Raw genomic sequence first — 16,484 nt, 5'->3', positions numbered from 1 at the left:
CTAGCTACTGAAGAACTACTTCATCTCCAGCTTTCAGTCCTGACAGCACTTCAACTTTATCAGAGGTCTCCAATCCAATTTTTATTTCTTTTCGTTCAATATTCCCGTTACCTTTATCCACCATAACATAAGATAAATCTCCTTCATGTATGACGGCAATGCTAGAAAGCACTGTGACATTTTCTTTATGAATAGTCTCAATTTCACCGTTTAAGCTTAGACCTCCAATCAAAATCTCATTCGATTCAAGTGAAATGACTACTTCGAACTGAGGGGGTTGAGTAGAAGCCGTTTCTTTACTTGAGGTAGCCATTGCAAATTTAGAAATTTTCTCTACTTTACCGGACAATCTAACATCCTTAGAGGCTGTCATTTTAACGGCCACCTTCATACCAGTCTTAATACGAAACACTTCCTGTTCTCCCACAGTAGCTATGAACTGCAGTTTATCCAAATTCACAATTTTCCCGATATACTGATTATCCGTAACTAATTGAGGAGGTTCACTATTGCTTTCGAATAAAAAAATTCCTGAGGATGGGGCCTGATAACTCGCAGATTGGATCTTCTTTTTCTTGCCTGCTATCTCTCCTGCTGAAATATCTGCATTTACCTTATTTAAATCTTCGCCTATTCGACCCGTCTCCTGTGTAGCCAAGCTCTTTAGCCGTTCAGCTTCCGACGTGCCAACGGGGATCGCCTCATCATTTTGCTGACTAACAAATGAATTTAATTCAGCTTCCAGCTTCGCCTTGCGGTTGGTCGCCTCTTGGAGTGCGATCTCATTCTTAAGAGCACTTGTATCGAGAGTAAATAGCAATGCTCCCTTCTTCACTTGATCTCCATTTTTCACATTCCAGTGTGTTACCTTAGAAGCAAATGGAGCATATACGAGGGTTTCATGTTCATACTTGGATGTTCCTTTAACTTGTACAGATTGAGTAATCGTCTCTTGAGTGACCGGAAAAGTTATGAGCTCACTAGGCACCTCGCTCACTACCTCTTCTACCTTGTTAAAGAACTTTGCATTCAAAAAGTAACCTGCGACAACAATAATTGTTATAATAATAACCCACTTTTTAATTCTCTTTATGCTATTCTTCATCTATTTGGCTTCCTTCCACACGTAACATAAACTGCTCAGTGGTACTTTGATACTACTTTTCACTAGTTGGTAATCGTTCAATCTTCAAGGAATACGCTTGATGAGCCAACTCGATCCGCTCTCCTTGAAATTCATCATACAGCGTAATTGCATAGGTGCCTCCGACCATCTTTTTGTACATGTTGTTAGTAAAGGATAAAGAAATTGTATGATTGTTACCTTCCGTCAGATCCGTACCTAATACGAGACTTTTCTCTTGCGACTGTCCGAAAGGATCCGTCATTTTAATAACAAGCTTATGATTGAATGTCCCTACCTCATAGTTAAAGTTACGTACCAGACTGTAATTCATTTCAATGTTAATAGTGTCACTGCCGCGAACATTATGGCCGTCTGATTTCGTAACGGACCATGTGTATGGGTATAAGGTAACGTTCGAAAGATTATTATCCGGTGTAACTGCTACCATATTAAGCTCCAAAGCAGAGATATTGATGAATCCATCCGATTCCTGACCCGCCTCCGAGAGCTTGTTCCCGGTGATGCCAGGTCCAAGGTAAAGCGTGACCCCGGATGCGTCTACTGATTTAGGCAGTTTCGCAAAAAAAGTAATTAACTGCTTTCCCCCAGGAGTGGCTGGCGTATCCGGCTGGTTGGCAGTGGCTTCATAAAATTGACCATCTGGGGTTTTATAATAGGCCTGAAGCCTAGCCATCTTACTTTGTCTCTTTTCCTCACTGTTCAGGAATAATTCACTGTAGACAATATTGGCGTTCACTCCATTATAAACTACCGTCTTGTTCTCCTTAATTGTGGCATTTTTCCCTTTTCCCACAACTACATAGCTACCTCCGCGTTCTATCTTATTAACCGCATCCGTCACATTACTCGTGCTTAGTGAGAGGAACGGGATTTTTTCTTCCTTTACAGTGGAGTATAGATTTACGCGCGTCGTTCTGAAATTGGTCGTATACGGAATTTTACTTAACACGTAAATTTCTGCGCTTTTTCCCGGGGCAACACTGGACGATTCTTTGTCTATGAACAACTCCGTTGAATCTGCCAAATCATTGTTATCCACCTTTAAAGCACCCTTAATTTCTGGGAGTGAAAGGTTAACCGATTGCGTATTAATAATCTTCATCTTGGCGATAAGGATATCATCATCTTTCCAGGGAAAACGCTGTAAGGAGAGCAGATTATAACTAAATGCGCCAAATTGGTTGGTTGTCTGGTAATCCAGCCCCTTGTGTGTGTCAGCGCGTAGTGTATAGGGAATTTCGAAATACGCGACAGGGATGGTCAGTTTGGCTGTCTTTGCCGGAGTGCTTGTGGAACTTACAGGATTTTGAGTAGTTCCTGGAGACCCCGCCACTTCCTCGGTGCTATCCGGGATGACCGCTTCTATCATCTGCAGTTTCAGTGAGTTTTGCTCCACCTCAAGTGGAACCTGGGCAGTAAGTTGTACCACTTTTTCTTCCAGAGGTTTCAGGCTGGCTCCACCTAGCCCCTTCGCACTAATCGGAAAGGTTATGCCTGCTGCGGTTCTGACAAAAAGTTCATAGGAAGGTAGAATAACGGCTTGCTTTCCTGCATTTTTGAGCCGCAGCTGGAAGGTCCATATTCCTGTATTATTCTCCGAGTAAACATTTGCAGTAGTCAACTGCAATTCGATAGTATTACTATTGATGCCAATTTTTTTGATAACCCCTTTACCTACATTTAAATCAGGAATTTTAGCCGCGGGCAGCTTGTAAGAACCTTTAGGCAGCTCCAATTTTAATGTCTCATCCTTTTGGACGTATTGCACCTTCATGTTATCGGTCTTTATGTACGGCGGAATTTCACTTAGGTAATAAATAGTTTTTTTCTCTCTAGGCTGAATTTTATATCCCGCCAGTGAGTTGTCGATTGCAAGCTCAAATGCAGTTCCTTCTGCCGACATCAGATATGCAGTATAACCGGGGTCCATAAATACCTTGTTTCCCTGGTTAATGAAGTTGATGCCCACTTTTGCGTAAACTTTGCCACCATATTTGTAGATCTGTAGAGATTCAGAGGCTATAGACACTGGAATGTTATTAATAAAACTATTCTCTCTTTGTCCGCTAATTGCAGTTGGAGAGTAATCAGCCGGAATACTGAGAGACCCGGTATATTTCAGGTAACCCTTGCTTTGGGGAGCCCATACATACATTGAGATTTTCAGACGCTTAAGTGAGTTTATTTTCCCAATATTCACGTAATATGTTACACGTTCAGTTTGTTTGGAAACTACTTTATTCTTAAGCGCATCTGCTGTAACCGGGTTGCCTGGAATGACAGATCCTCCGGATGTAACCACCCGCGAAAAATAATGTATCAGATTAGCGGCTCTATTACCTGAGTTGGAATAGTTCAGAGTGTAAGTCAAAATATTTCCACTTGCCTGAGGCCAAATACTAACATCCTCTAAACTAGCTTTAACATTGTCATCCAATTGGATGGATCCCAGATTCTTTGCTATAGCACTTGCTACTACGGACATTTTTATACTATCACTACCTACTGATGCTGGTGCTGCCCAAATAGTAAATACAGACAATTGACTGATAAGAAAAGTACTTATTAACAGAACAATATATTTTCCTTTATGCAATCTCATGGTTTCCTCCTCAAAATCTTCACAAATTTAATACTAAAACTAAATGACAACAGATCATCAGCTTTAATCATTGCCGTTATTTCATTGTCCTGAATTTATAGTCATGATCTTTCAGATACTTTATCATTTCCGGTAAGGCCTTTGCGGTTTCTTCCTTGCCATATGTGTCGTGCATTAAAATCACTGCTTTTTCTCTACCTGCTACTGTTTTTGTGAATTCGTGCATCAATTCTGCTGCTTTCTTGGGTGCACCTTCTGCATCTTTCGGCAATACATTCCAATCTACGTAATGGAAACCCTTGGCATTTAGGGCTTCATCCAATGAAGCCACACCTCTGGGATCATTTCTAACCCATGTCATATGGCCGCCAGGATATCTGACTGCCCTGATGGCAAAATCTTCTCCTAATACCCTTTTTAAAGAGTTGTTAGTCTTCTCAATGTCATTCATAAAATGTGCTAGATTTACCTTCTTATTAGGATACAAATACTCATAGTTATGGGAATATGAATGATTGGCTACAGCATGTCCTTCTTCAATCATTCTTTTAATTAAATTTTTAGTAACATCACTTTTATCTACTTCCTTGCCCAGCACAAAAAAAGTTGCTGGTACCTTTGCTTCCTGTAGAACATCAAGTATTTTTGGAGTTACGGTTTCGGAGGGCCCATCATCAAATGATAAATAAGCAATTTTCTCTCCATTTGCCCCTTCAGGCATGTCCCCTGAAATTTGTTGCTTCAAATACTTTTCTACAAAGACTATGTCTTCAACTTCATATTTTATGGATGAAGCCACCACATCTTCTGAAACCGTTTGGACTACTGTCATTTCTTCTTTATTTGCTATAGAAATCCGCTTCACATGTTTGTCAACCACTGGCTTCTTCACAATCATGGTGTTAAAACCAAATATACACAGCAAAATCACAATAAACAGTAATCCTCTCCGGTTTCTCTTTATACGTTGTCTTCTTTTTTTATCATGTGCAAAATCCTTATACTCTGACATCGGCTTATTCACCTCGTTGTTGACTTATTAAGTTTCTGTAAAGCCTAGTCTTTCTTAATCGCTACTAGAGCATTAGTATTGGAAGCACTAATTGCCGGATATATCCCAGATAGAACACCTGTCATTACTGCAAATGAAATACCTAGCGGGATATTTTTTAAAGAGATAGAAATCACCATTCCCGCCGTCGACTCTCCTAGGGGGATAATAGAGGTTGTTGCTAGCAACTTATTTACTCCAGATATCGTTAAATAAGAAATCAACACTCCGATGCCCCCGCCAAGTAATCCCAGCAATGCAGCCTCGGCGATAAACATATTACGTATTTGCCATAAATTAGAGCCCAGAACCTTCATAATACCAATCTGCCTGCGCCGTTGATGGGTGGACATGGTCATTGCTACAATGATAGAGATAGAAGCAATCACCAGAACGAACAAACCAATGCCGAGGGCCGTCTTTTTAATCATGTTGAACTTCTTATTCACTTCGACTTGATGATGTAAGTTTGTTTCTGTAGACAAAATCAGCTTTTTAATTTGACCTTCTACTCCTGCAACATTATCCTGACTGTCTACCTTAACCAATATTGAATCATAGCCTTGTGTATCTGTAGTCTCTCCTTTCAAACCAAACTCTTCTAAAAGCAATTGCGCAGTCCCCAATGAAACATATGCTTTTTTATCATAAGCCGCTTCCTCCTGCCGGATTCCCGTAGGCTGTTTTAGAATCCCAGTGACGCGAAGAGAAGAACTGAGGGTGTTCTGTTGTAACTCTGCGTTATAATACCGATATTGAATTTGCTGCTGATATAATTTCGAAGACTTCATGTTCAGTAAATTAAACTGTTGTAATAAACTATCATTGTAAGGATCTTCTTGTAACCGCTGCATCATCTTATTGACCGTTTCATTATCCATCAAGCCAATAGTAGCCCCGTAATTTAATACAACAGTGCCATCCGCATCTGAAGGTCCTCCCTGTGCAAAGGTGTTGTCAAAGCTGGTAAGTGATTGGAGATCCGTGCCAATGACTTCAACGTAGCTAATTTTATTATCTATCGTGATCATCTCGAAGCTTTCAACCTTCATTGAAGGAGCTACTGCTGTTACATGCGGGAGCTTCTTAATAAGCTCTATCTTCTGTTCGCTTAACTTTCCTCGATCAAAATTTCCTTTTTTCGAAGTGCCATTGCCTTTCGTAGATATTCCTACATTGGGTTTAACAGTGATTTCATTCATCTTGAAGTTCCTGTTCATCTCATCTAAGGAATATTGCTGTGCAGATTCACCCACACTTATGGCGACAATTAGAGAGGCACAACCTATTGAAATCCCTGTCACGCACAATGCCGTGACTACTTTACGTCTTTTGATTTGATCCCAGGCCAAGATTAAAATGTCCTGAATTCGCACTAAGCCCCCCTCCCTGCAGGCATTCCTTCCAAATCCCCTTGTTCTGTTATCAGATATCCGTTCCGCAGTGTAATAACACTCTGCATTTGTTCCGCAACCTCAGCTTCATGCGTTACAATGACGAAGGTTGTATTCCTTGCCTTATTTAGCCGTTGCAGAATTCCTATGATCTCTTCCTCTGTTTGGGTATCCAAATTTCCGGTAGGTTCATCGGCAAAGATGATAGAAGGCTCTGTAATAAGCGACCTGGCAATACTGACACGCTGTTGCTGTCCACCTGATAGTTGTGAAGGGAAGAGATTGGATTTTTCCGGCAGCCCCACTTCCTCAAGTAGAGTAAGTGCCTTCTTTCTACGTACGGAGGGACGGACCGATTGAAAAACCAAGGGCAATTCTACATTTTCACGCACCGTCATTGTGGCGATCAATTCATAGGATTGAAAAACAAAACCGATATGTCCACGCCGGAATTCGGCCAACTTATTCTCACTCATCTTGACGATATCTTGATCCGCAATATAAATTTGACCATCTGTTGGTTTCATTAAGCCTGCCATAAGATTTAACATGGTCGATTTGCCCGATCCTGAGCTCCCCAGCAGTGCAACCATCTCTCCCGGCTTCACTCGAAAACTGACTTGATGTAGAACCGGCACTAACTCTGTGCTGTTCCTAAAAGCATGTGATAAATTTTCTACTCGAAGCATGTTAAGAACTCCCTTAATATAATGACTTGTGTTTCATTATCTCCATTATAAAAAGTGATTGTTTCGGTCTTTGGCAGACTTGTATCCAAGTTGTAAATCATTCCTTCCCGCACACAAATAAGACCAGCGCAACTAGATATGCGCTGGTCTATAGTAAGATATCTCTAAAATGTAAATCGGTAGATCTCGCTTTTACTAAATTGGCTGCCGATAACGAATAGATCATCTTCGTGCCATTTCATCGTTTGTACAGAATGAATGTTTTGATATATCACTGTATCTGAATCCAAGCTCCCATTCTCCAAATAAGCAGTATGCACATCCCCTGTTTGATTGCTGTTCAGCATAAAGTAAGCGATTCTACTCTCATCGGACTGCAAAGCATAATTCGTTATGTTCCCTTCCTTCAATAGCTTGAATTGACTGGTACCTTGATTGTACAGAAAGAGTCCATCAGTATTATTTATTTTCCCTTGGAGCACTAAATCGCCATTATTCAATACTAAAAATTGATTACTTTGTTCACCTTTGACCACTAACTTCACCTTACTTAAATTCTTCAAGTCCATTTCAAATATACCGTAGCCGTTGTTAATTTCCGCTAAAAAGCATACCTTTTCTTGCCCTGACTTCTGCAGAATATCCCATCTAATTGTGATTTCGTTCAGATTGCTGGAGCCAGTGGCAGTTCCCACTAATTCTAGTAGTTGGTCATACGTGATTAACTGCTGAACCTCTCCCGACGAAATATTAGTTAGTATCATGTCACTACCGGAGAGACCCAAATAACGTTCATCATCAACAAAAATCTTGGAGTAGGAATTATTATCCTTCAACTGTTTCAGATCCTTATTCAACTCCAGGCTGTACATAGTAGTTCCTAAGCTCTCTCCGTCGCTTCCCAGCTTTGAATAGATTAGCTGTTTTGCATCCGGCGTTAAGGTAATTTCATATTCAACATTCTCCGCAATAACAGACATTTGATTATTATCCAGATGTAACATCCCTATTTTAAAACCAGTATACGAGTGGTCTGGCACATTAAGAATAATCTTATTGTGATCTTGCACTTGAAGATCAAATATCGGGTAATTGTTAGTCAGCTTGGTTACAGCTTTAATCTCAAAAACCTCAGGATTTCTTGAAATGAGACTAGTGTTGAACTGACTATCATTTAAAACCACCGTTCTGGAATTAATGTTACTTAGGACATAGATACTTCCAAGTCCATAAAAACCCAATATAAATACAAGCAGTAACAGGCCTAAGATCATGTAATGTCGGTAATTCCCCATCCAACTCACCTTCTTCATCTCTTATCCTCCGGCAAGCTGACTTTAATTTCTGTGCCCTCATTTAAAATACTCTGCAGTTTGATTGATCCGTGATGATCATCGATAGTATTCTTCACAATGGTTAAGCCAAGCCCTGCACTTCCCTTCTCTTGGAGCCTGTTCTTTTTTGCTCTGTAAAACGGTTCAAACACATGGATAATATCCTCTTCCGGAATACCCTTCCCCTCATCTTTGATCTTTAATACTACCTCTTCTTTATTCTTGTAGGATTCTACATAAATCGCAGAGTTTACGTACCCATATTTAATGGAATTGTCCAACAAATTCAACAATACCTCTTTCAGTTTATCCCGGTCTCCTAGAGCAAACAATCCTTCTTGAAGCTGAAAATGTATATTAATGTTATATTTTCTAGCTTTAATTCGCATATCCTCACATGCCTCTTTAGCTATTTCCGAAATGTCCACCTTCTCAAAGCGATAGGTAGTACTCAAGGTTGCCGATTGGGATAGCTCCAAGATGTCAACGACCGTCCGATTTAAGCGTTGACTTTCACGAATAATATAGTTGATTCCCTTTTCAAAAAAAGGGGAATCTGTAAATCCGTTATCTTTCAAAATCTGTGCATAACCGAGAATGGTTGTTAACGGGGTTTTTAGCTCATGCGTGACATTGTCAAAAAAAACTTTACTTTGGGTCTGAGCCTGCTTGACCTCATCCCTTTCTTGTTCAATAATTTCAATCTGATCTTTAATATGTTTAATCATGATCTGAAACCGGCGGGCTAACTCGCCAACCTCATCGTTAGATGAAATTAAAATATCTATATCGAAATTCCCTAAAGTAACCTGATTGGAACTTTCGGTCAACTCCCGGATCGGTTTGGTGATTTTTTTAGAGATGATGATAGAGGCAATAAAGATAAAGCTGAAAATAATGGCGGCAAACATTTTGATGATCGATTGAAAACGTGCATTCCTTTGGTAAAGCTGACTGTAATCTTTCTGATAATTCAAAAAACCAATGGTTGATTGCTTCTGCAGAATAGGGAAGGATAAAGTAACAATCACTTTGTGGTCAACTCTATTAATTGTGTAAGAAGTTTGGGCGCGTGAGGTAGATTCAACTTGACTTTTGTCCCCATTGATATAGGAAATTGTTACAGGTCCGCCAATTCCAGCAGTTAATTCTTGCGAAAGTCTACTTTTTTCCGTGACTAATGTTTTTTTACTCATTCTCTTTTTATGAACTAAAAAATATTGATTAATGTAAATGTCCAGATTTGTTTTCGCATTAATCATATCCCCATCAATGGTTCGATACATATTTTGTTCTGTAACCCTATAGGAAACAAACAACATTGCAGAAAGCCCCACAAAAATGACAATTGAAAAAACTACTACAATTTTAAATTGAATTGGAAATTTCATATACTACCTCTCTACTAGCTTATACCCGATGCCGAATATCGTTTCAATCACGGATAAGCTGTGCTCCTCATCCAATTTTTTGCGGATTCTTTGCACATGTATATCCACAGTTCTTGTATCTCCAGCAAAATCAAAGTCCCATACCTTATCTAATAGGTCTGATCTGCTGAATACTCTCCCCTTATGCTCTGCAAAAAATAGTAAGAGGTCATATTCCTTATTCGTGAGTCCAATTTTCATTCCGCTTTTCAATACTTCCCTTTTATCTTTATGAATCTGTATCTCTGCCCCCAAATTAATAATTTCAGAGGTTTGCTTCTCCAAAGAAACTTCTATTAAATCGATTCTGCGGAAAATCGCTCGAATTCTGGCTATCACTTCTCTAATATCAAAAGGCTTAGTGATATAATCATCGGCTCCTAATTCCATGCCGAGAACTTTATCTATAGTATCGGATTTGGCGGTTATCATAATAACCGGGATTATTGAGTTCACAGAAACTTGTTTACAAATATCAAAACCGCTCATGTCAGGCAACATCAGGTCCAGTAAAAGCAAATCCGGTTTGAACTGCTTCAGGATCTCCAGACCCTCTATTCCTGCAGCCGCTTCTCTGATAACAAATCCTTCTTTGCGAAGGGAATATGAAAGTAAATCACGTATAGGGTCCTCATCTTCAATTAATAATATTGTTTTCTGATTCATAAGTGCGCTAATCTCCCTAATTACAGTATCCAAACTCATCTTTTTATTTTATTTATTCTATCAGATATTTCTTTTTGCAACTTATTCTTTGATCAACAAATCCATAAGTTACAATTTGGATACATCTCTACGGGCGATCCACAAAAACAAATAACCGCCTCACTGCATGATGCAGAAAGTGCGGTTACTGTCCTAAAGACGATTTTGACTAGATTGATCAAGAACAAGTGCTTGCCCGCAAGCTTAGCAAACTCCCCATCGTAAGTTCTTATTCACTAATCGCTGCGTTGTCGTATAAGTCAACCAATTCGTCGAAGGAGGTAATAATGACATCAGAGCCCTTCAGCTCATCCTGACGTCCGAAGCCTGCATAGGCGCAACCGATTACGGTCTGGCCATTTCCTTTACCTGCCTGAACATCAGAAGAACGATCCCCAACCATCCAAGCACTGCTGATACCATGATTATCCAAAAGAATGCGTAGCAGCTCGGTCTTTGTCGCAGTGCCTTGACCACCCGCACTATACAATCCTTCGAACAACTCCTTAAGCTCATGCACCACAACGATGCTGTGAATGTAATCCTCCAGCCCGTTGCTAGCCACAAACAGCTTCACTCCGCGCTCTTTAAGCGCTGTCAGTGTCTCAACCACCTGTGGATACAGTAGTGTGCCTCCGGCTTCAAGCCCTTCAATCTCCAGCTGCAGGAGCAATTCATCCGCCCGGCGGTGCACGGCTTCATCTGCTTCAGGCATAACATTCTTCCAAATGTCTGCCAGCAACATTCCTAAGCAGCCTAGAATACGTTCTTCTGGTGGTGTAGGTCCTACGTATAGTCCCTCTTCCCGCAAAATATCGAACATTTTATGATATGCAGGCAATAAAAGACTTTCAGTCTGGAACAATGTTCCATCCATATCAAATACAATCGCTTCTGGCTTGTTCAGTTTCGCATGAACCACGTTTTGTTCCGTTCCTTGTACTTCGTTACTCATCTGTTGTTCCTCCCCATTCTGTTCTACTTCAGGTAAGACATTCATCTGTGCGATATTTCCAGTACAAGCCCTATGATATATGAAATCGCTTTGTAATGTCCATGCTCTTAACTTTTTCTGTTGCAGTTTATATTTCGTTGTGCTATATTTCAATCTGTAATATTACAACTTGAAATATAAAGGAGAAATAACCATGTCAAATCCATTAATCATACGCTTCCTCAAGCAGCCTGCTACCATCATTGGAATTATAACTGCACTGTTGTTCCAAGTTTTTTTCAGCTTAATTTGGATTACAGGGTACGATCATGTAACGGATCGGGTAGATCAGTTGCCCATTGCTATTGTTAATGAGGATGGTACAAATGCCCAGCCTATAGTCGATGGGATTGCAGGATCACTTCAGTTCGTAACCAGACAGGATCTCCAACTAGAAAATGCAAAAGAAGCACTTGAGCATAGAGAAATCCGCATGATTATCAATATTCCCCAAGGGTTCACTGGACAGATCAGTAATCCATCTGCAAAGACTGAACTCCACTACTTCTTAAATGAATCTAATCCGCAGATGGTCAGCAATGTCATGCAGACGGTAGCACTTAAAGTCACGGCTGCAATGAACACTCAAAGCAGTAATTCAGCACTAAGCCACACCTTGGATGCTATGAATCTGCCGCAGGCACAAGCGGAGATCATCAAAAGTGCTGCAAGCAGCCGCATTTCCGCCAACGTCGAAATCATTAACCCTACAACTAATTTTGCACAAACTATGGTTCCCTTAATGATCGTTACCGCCTCATTTACCGGTGCTATGTTACTCGCGATGAATCTCCATAAAGCTTCCTCCAACTTGTCTGGACAATTTAGTAAATGGAATCGCTTTGCAGCCCGATTTGTCATAATGGGTGGAACGGCTGTGCTTATCTCACTAGTGGGAACTATCATGGTTAACTCACTCGGTATCCACTCTAATCGTGGCTTTCTGCTTATGTGGCTGTTCGAGTTCACGGTAATTCTCTCCTGTATGATCCTTGCTCAGTTTAGTCTGCTGCTCCTCGGGGATGCTGGCGGCTGGCTAAATATTGCCCTTCTCTCCATGCAAATGTTAGCGTCCGGAGCAACTATTCCACGCGATGTGCTTTCACCTTTTTATAACTGGATCGGTCCCTTTTCGCCCGCTTACTATGCAGTTAATGGTATGCTCGACCTGGTTATCGGGGGTAACGGGGTATGGAAAGATATGTTCTATTTACTCTGTATTGGGGCAACAATTGCTGTATTAAGCGTACTTGTCACTTTCCTTCGTAAAGAAACTCGGATCTCACGAGAACAAGAGCCCGTGTCAGTAAATGCGTAATTATACAGTTTGCCACTCCGGCTATGCCATTTCAAATTGAGAGCGATATGCAGTTGTGATATGGTAGGAAGTGAAAGAAAGGAGCGGCAATGATTTATGAACATACAAGATGTTATTCTGGGGATTTTAAGCGAAAAACCTCATTCTGGTTACGAGATAAAACGACATTTCGAGGAATACTTCTCATTTTTCTTCGATGCCAGCTATGGCACGATCTATCCTACCCTAAGCAAGATGGAAAAGCTGAATCTGATCACTAAAGAATCTGTGCGACAGGAAGGCAAACCCGACAAAAATGTATTCACCATTACCTCTGCCGGCTTGGATCAGTTCCACGCTTATCTACAATCACCAGCCGAAAAAGATGTTCTGCGTTCTGACTTTTTTATGCACCTGTATTTTGGGGAAAAGACGGACAAAGAGAACATAGATAATCTGCTTCGGCAAGCATTGATAGAAAAGCAGGCAATGTACGACGATCTGGAACAGAAGTTGAACCAGCTAGATTACAAGTTATCTTCCTACCAGAAGTTGTGCATGGAGCTAGGCCTCGTACAATATGATGCTTTTATCAAAAAAATCCAAAGTGTGCTAGAGTCTAAATAAAACCCGCTTTCGAAAGTACACCATAAAAAAAAGAACCGGTATTACAGGCACATCTTGTGCTTGTAATACCGGTTCTTTTTTTTGGAATCATATGTGGTATATGGATTATGCTCTATCAAAGCTTGCAATAAGTTCATCAAGAACATCTTTGCTTACCATTTTACCTTTGAAATTGATCAGGTTTTCTGAGCTTCCGGAGAAGATACAAGTTGGCTCATATTTTCTAAGGATAATCTTTTCAGCGTCTACAAAAATTTCGAGCGGGTCTTTTATGTCGATTCCCATTGTTCTACGCAGTTCAATAGGAATTACGATACGTCCCAATTCATCCACTTTTCTTACTATGCCTGTTGCTTTCATCATCGTACATCCTCCCTTGAAGTCACATTTATAATCATTCTTGCTAAAAGCTATGTACGCTTCTATATGATAGTAATGATTACGCTACTACCTAATTCTAAAGTTCTATTCATTTCCTGTCAATTATTTTTCTACATTATATGATATTATTCGACAAAATTTCGACAATGTATGATATCTGTTGAGCACCAAGATATGAAGCCGTGTCAGAACACAAAAAAATAGGGGCTTCTCTGGAATGTCGAAATCCACCCAGAATGTAACCCTACTTGATGACAATTCTACCCTAAAATACCTTCGTTAATCTATTTGTAAATCTTGTCACTCCGCTTATCCGCAATCACAAGTAGGAAATTGTCGAAAACTAGCAAGAACGCTACTCCGTCATTTACCCAGATGTTTAGTAAGTCAAACTTAAATAGGATCTATCATTGGAATAATAATTTCGCTATGAGTAGTGTGTGTATCGAATCCTCATGTAAATACAAGGCTGATGATATCACTGTAGTGTAAATACGATGAATCCGGAAGTCGACTAACGAGGGGCTAGCAAAGAAGTTATTAATGCAGGGTATTCTAAGTGTTTGATGATTTTTGTCCCCCATTAAGAGAGTAAATAAACTATAGAATTATAAAGTTCTCCGATAAAGGTTTCATCAATCTGTTTAATATTGATAATACGTTCCTGGCATAAGCCATTTACAGCAAAAGTTGCTTGAAAGTAACCGTTTAATGGTTCAATGTCTATTTCAATATCCGTTTCTATTTTATCCGAAATATCATAGCCATATAAGACATATATCGCGATATCGTAAGATTTCTTATTCAGAATTAAGGAAAAATAGGAAGATGTCTGCGCTGAGTTTGTCTCAGGAACATAGTCTATTCCGTATAAAACTCCGATAGGGTGATTCGATGCAAAATAACTGTTATAGTTATTATTTTTAAATTGCCCTTTTAACCAGAGAATAACTTCAAAGTCAGTGTCAGCAGGGATGTAAATAGAAACCATTGGCTCTTCGATCAGCAACGGGGTGCTGTTAAGTGTGTAAATGTTGTGTATTTTGAATAAGCTATGCCATAACTTAATGTTAGTACACTGATTGTTAACTATCTTGTTCATATCTTTTCCTTGGTAATTGTCAATAAACACTACATTTTTATTGTATTTCGAAGCAATCCACTGTAATTCAACATAAGCATCAGGGTAAAGATCTCTGCTGATCACAACGAGAGTCTCAATATTTTCATTGTAAGCCAATAGGGCTGCATCAACAGCATCATAAGCCGACTCAGCGGGAACGACAATTTCACCGTGTATGTTAACGCAAAGATTCCGATTGTCCAATTTGCATTTTCCGTTCACATAGCATACTAATATATCACTTATCCAATCAGGGTCAGCATAGCAAATAAACAAGTGTTTATCGTCCCTATAGTTATTTGCCATTTTCGACAACATGAGTTTTATTTGCTGCAAGTTAGTTAGGTGAGATTTACCAATGAGTTCACATACTTTGGCTGTAATCATGGGCGCGGCAAAGCTGTTCGAGTTGCTGCACTCTTTACCATTCAAATGATGTCTAGCAAAAGCCGTAAATTCTATACCGTCGATGATATTATCATTGAGATAAAACTCCCCTTCGTGCAGCGTGTTGCTTACCTCTCTCTTAACGCCTATAACGTTTGAAAAAGAAGCTGGATATGTAATATAATCATGATTACTTGCGGCACTTACAATAACTAAGCCTTGACCAGCAACCTTGTTTATAACTCTCTGCGTTTCTAATAAATCCGCTGAGCAATGGCTTCCCAAGCTGATATTTACAACTTGGATATCATTTTGAACGCACCATTCTAGTGCACTATACAACTTCTGGATATTTCCCCTTAAGGTATCAGACAATATCTTCAAGCTATACATATAGATTTCCGGATAATAGTGCTTAATTATGCCTGCGCAGATGGTGCCGTGAGTTATTCTTTCGGGACTGTCTATTGTATAAGCGTCTATTGTGAAATCTTCATTGAAGATCAACTGTTGAACAACCGGTTCACCTAGCAAATATTCGTTGATACCATCATCAATCACGGCAATTTTCACTTTAGCTTCGATGTTCATCATCTCCTTTTACAGATCGACAAAAATAAAACCGCCTCATTGGTCACAAATCCATTGACCCAGGCGGTAGTCATGATTAAAAAAGTGATTAATCATTTAATTAAACAGGTTCTTTTTCCGCAGCATCGAATCCAGACTAGCTTGTAGCACACTATTTAAATACATGCTATCTTCTTCACCATTATTGGAGTTGTCAATAAATAACCCGAATTGTGATAGGCTAGAGCTGCTACTTAATTTACTCAACGAGTCTAACTGCTCCGCCTTTCTTTTTTTTTCTGCCTCTACTTCTTTATTAATCTTCTCCCGCTCGGCAGGTGTTAAATAATCACCAATCACCCAAAAAGTAGCTGTTCCATCCGGATGTATAATGACGCCACTGGCATCACCGGGTTTATCATTAGCGCTGGAAGCAAAATGATCCTGAATAATTGCTTCTACCCTTTTTTGCATTTGTGGATCTGTTGCCGACTGATTCAGTATATTTGGAGCAATGGTTACATTCCCTTTGCCAACACTACCAGAGTATACACTTTTCACTGCTTCATTGTTCTTTGGTATGGCTTGAACGTTGATTTTAATGTCGAATTTTTTTTCCAATTCCGTCAAAACCGCTTCCGAACTCGATGTCGATAGCGCGTCTTGAAATGAAATCTCTGAACTCTTATTTTTCTGGATTACCATTGCAGCCCCCGCACGATTCAGGCTACTGAGTGAAGCTACATTCAACAA

General features: G+C 39.9%; 14 protein-coding genes. 2 read left to right on the top strand and 12 right to left on the bottom strand.

Going from position 1 to position 16,484, the window contains the following annotated elements:
* Positions 1-4 precede the first annotated feature (4 nt).
* From PODO_RS08935 to PODO_RS08895, 9 genes are all read right to left on the bottom strand, one after another.
* Complete coding sequence (locus PODO_RS08935) at positions 5-1,105, bottom strand: efflux RND transporter periplasmic adaptor subunit (protein ID WP_052096912.1); 1,101 nt, start codon at positions 1,103-1,105, stop codon at positions 5-7.
* A 52-nt stretch (positions 1,106-1,157) separates the two neighbouring features.
* Positions 1,158-3,749, bottom strand: coding sequence for a hypothetical protein (locus PODO_RS08930; RefSeq protein ID WP_038569635.1), 2,592 nt, complete (start codon positions 3,747-3,749; stop codon positions 1,158-1,160).
* Positions 3,750-3,825: 76 nt separating this feature from the next.
* Positions 3,826-4,761, bottom strand: a complete 936-nt coding sequence (locus tag PODO_RS08925; protein ID WP_038569634.1) for a polysaccharide deacetylase family protein — start codon at positions 4,759-4,761, stop codon at positions 3,826-3,828.
* A gap of 44 nt (positions 4,762-4,805) precedes the next feature.
* Positions 4,806-6,176, bottom strand: coding sequence for an ABC transporter permease (locus PODO_RS08920; RefSeq protein ID WP_038569633.1), 1,371 nt, complete (start codon positions 6,174-6,176; stop codon positions 4,806-4,808).
* A complete protein-coding gene (locus PODO_RS08915) occupies positions 6,176-6,883 on the bottom strand; it encodes an ABC transporter ATP-binding protein (protein ID WP_052096909.1) in 708 nt (235 codons plus the stop codon). Before PODO_RS08915 ends, PODO_RS08920 begins: the two co-directional genes overlap by 1 nt.
* 164 nt (positions 6,884-7,047) lie before the next feature.
* Positions 7,048-8,196: a hypothetical protein gene (locus tag PODO_RS08910; RefSeq protein WP_038569632.1), complete on the bottom strand. Its 1,149-nt coding sequence runs from the start codon at positions 8,194-8,196 to the stop codon at positions 7,048-7,050.
* Positions 8,193-9,608: a sensor histidine kinase gene (locus tag PODO_RS08905; RefSeq protein ID WP_038569631.1), complete on the bottom strand. Its 1,416-nt coding sequence runs from the start codon at positions 9,606-9,608 to the stop codon at positions 8,193-8,195. The genes PODO_RS08910 and PODO_RS08905 overlap by 4 nt, the downstream gene beginning before the upstream one ends.
* Positions 9,609-9,611: 3 nt before the next feature.
* Positions 9,612-10,313, bottom strand: coding sequence for a response regulator transcription factor (locus PODO_RS08900; protein WP_038569630.1), 702 nt, complete (start codon positions 10,311-10,313; stop codon positions 9,612-9,614).
* Positions 10,314-10,581: 268 nt separating this feature from the next.
* The gene (locus tag PODO_RS08895; RefSeq protein WP_052096908.1) at positions 10,582-11,307 is read right to left on the bottom strand and encodes an HAD family hydrolase; all 726 of its coding nucleotides are present in this window, start codon (positions 11,305-11,307) and stop codon (positions 10,582-10,584) included.
* A gap of 193 nt (positions 11,308-11,500) precedes the next feature.
* On the opposite strand from PODO_RS08895, the gene PODO_RS08890 reads away from it, so the two are divergent.
* A complete protein-coding gene (locus tag PODO_RS08890; RefSeq protein WP_051491309.1) occupies positions 11,501-12,664 on the top strand; it encodes a YhgE/Pip domain-containing protein in 1,164 nt (387 codons plus the stop codon).
* Positions 12,665-12,760: 96 nt separating this feature from the next.
* Positions 12,761-13,270, top strand: a complete 510-nt coding sequence (locus PODO_RS08885) for a PadR family transcriptional regulator (protein ID WP_036684013.1) — start codon at positions 12,761-12,763, stop codon at positions 13,268-13,270.
* A 105-nt stretch (positions 13,271-13,375) separates the two neighbouring features.
* Here PODO_RS08885 and PODO_RS08880 read toward each other — a convergent pair whose 3' ends face one another.
* The 3 genes from PODO_RS08880 to PODO_RS08870 all read right to left on the bottom strand — a co-directional run bounded on the left by PODO_RS08880 (position 13,376) and on the right by PODO_RS08870 (position 16,484).
* Positions 13,376-13,633: an AbrB/MazE/SpoVT family DNA-binding domain-containing protein gene (locus PODO_RS08880; protein ID WP_036684015.1), complete on the bottom strand. Its 258-nt coding sequence runs from the start codon at positions 13,631-13,633 to the stop codon at positions 13,376-13,378.
* Between the two features lie 601 nt (positions 13,634-14,234).
* Positions 14,235-15,755 (bottom strand): S8 family serine peptidase, encoded by a 1,521-nt coding sequence (locus PODO_RS08875; protein ID WP_080742448.1) that lies wholly within the window; start codon positions 15,753-15,755, stop codon positions 14,235-14,237.
* Positions 15,756-15,848: 93 nt separating this feature from the next.
* Entirely contained in the window at positions 15,849-16,484 is a 636-nt protein-coding gene (locus tag PODO_RS08870; RefSeq protein WP_036684019.1) for a DUF6033 family protein, read from the bottom strand.

It is taken from the genome of Paenibacillus odorifer (assembly GCF_000758725.1).
In the GTDB taxonomy this organism is placed as follows: Bacteria; Bacillota; Bacilli; order Paenibacillales; family Paenibacillaceae; genus Paenibacillus_AQ; species Paenibacillus_AQ odorifer.
Note: the sequence above shows the minus strand (reverse complement) of the source record. Positions and strands in the feature narration are given on the sequence as shown.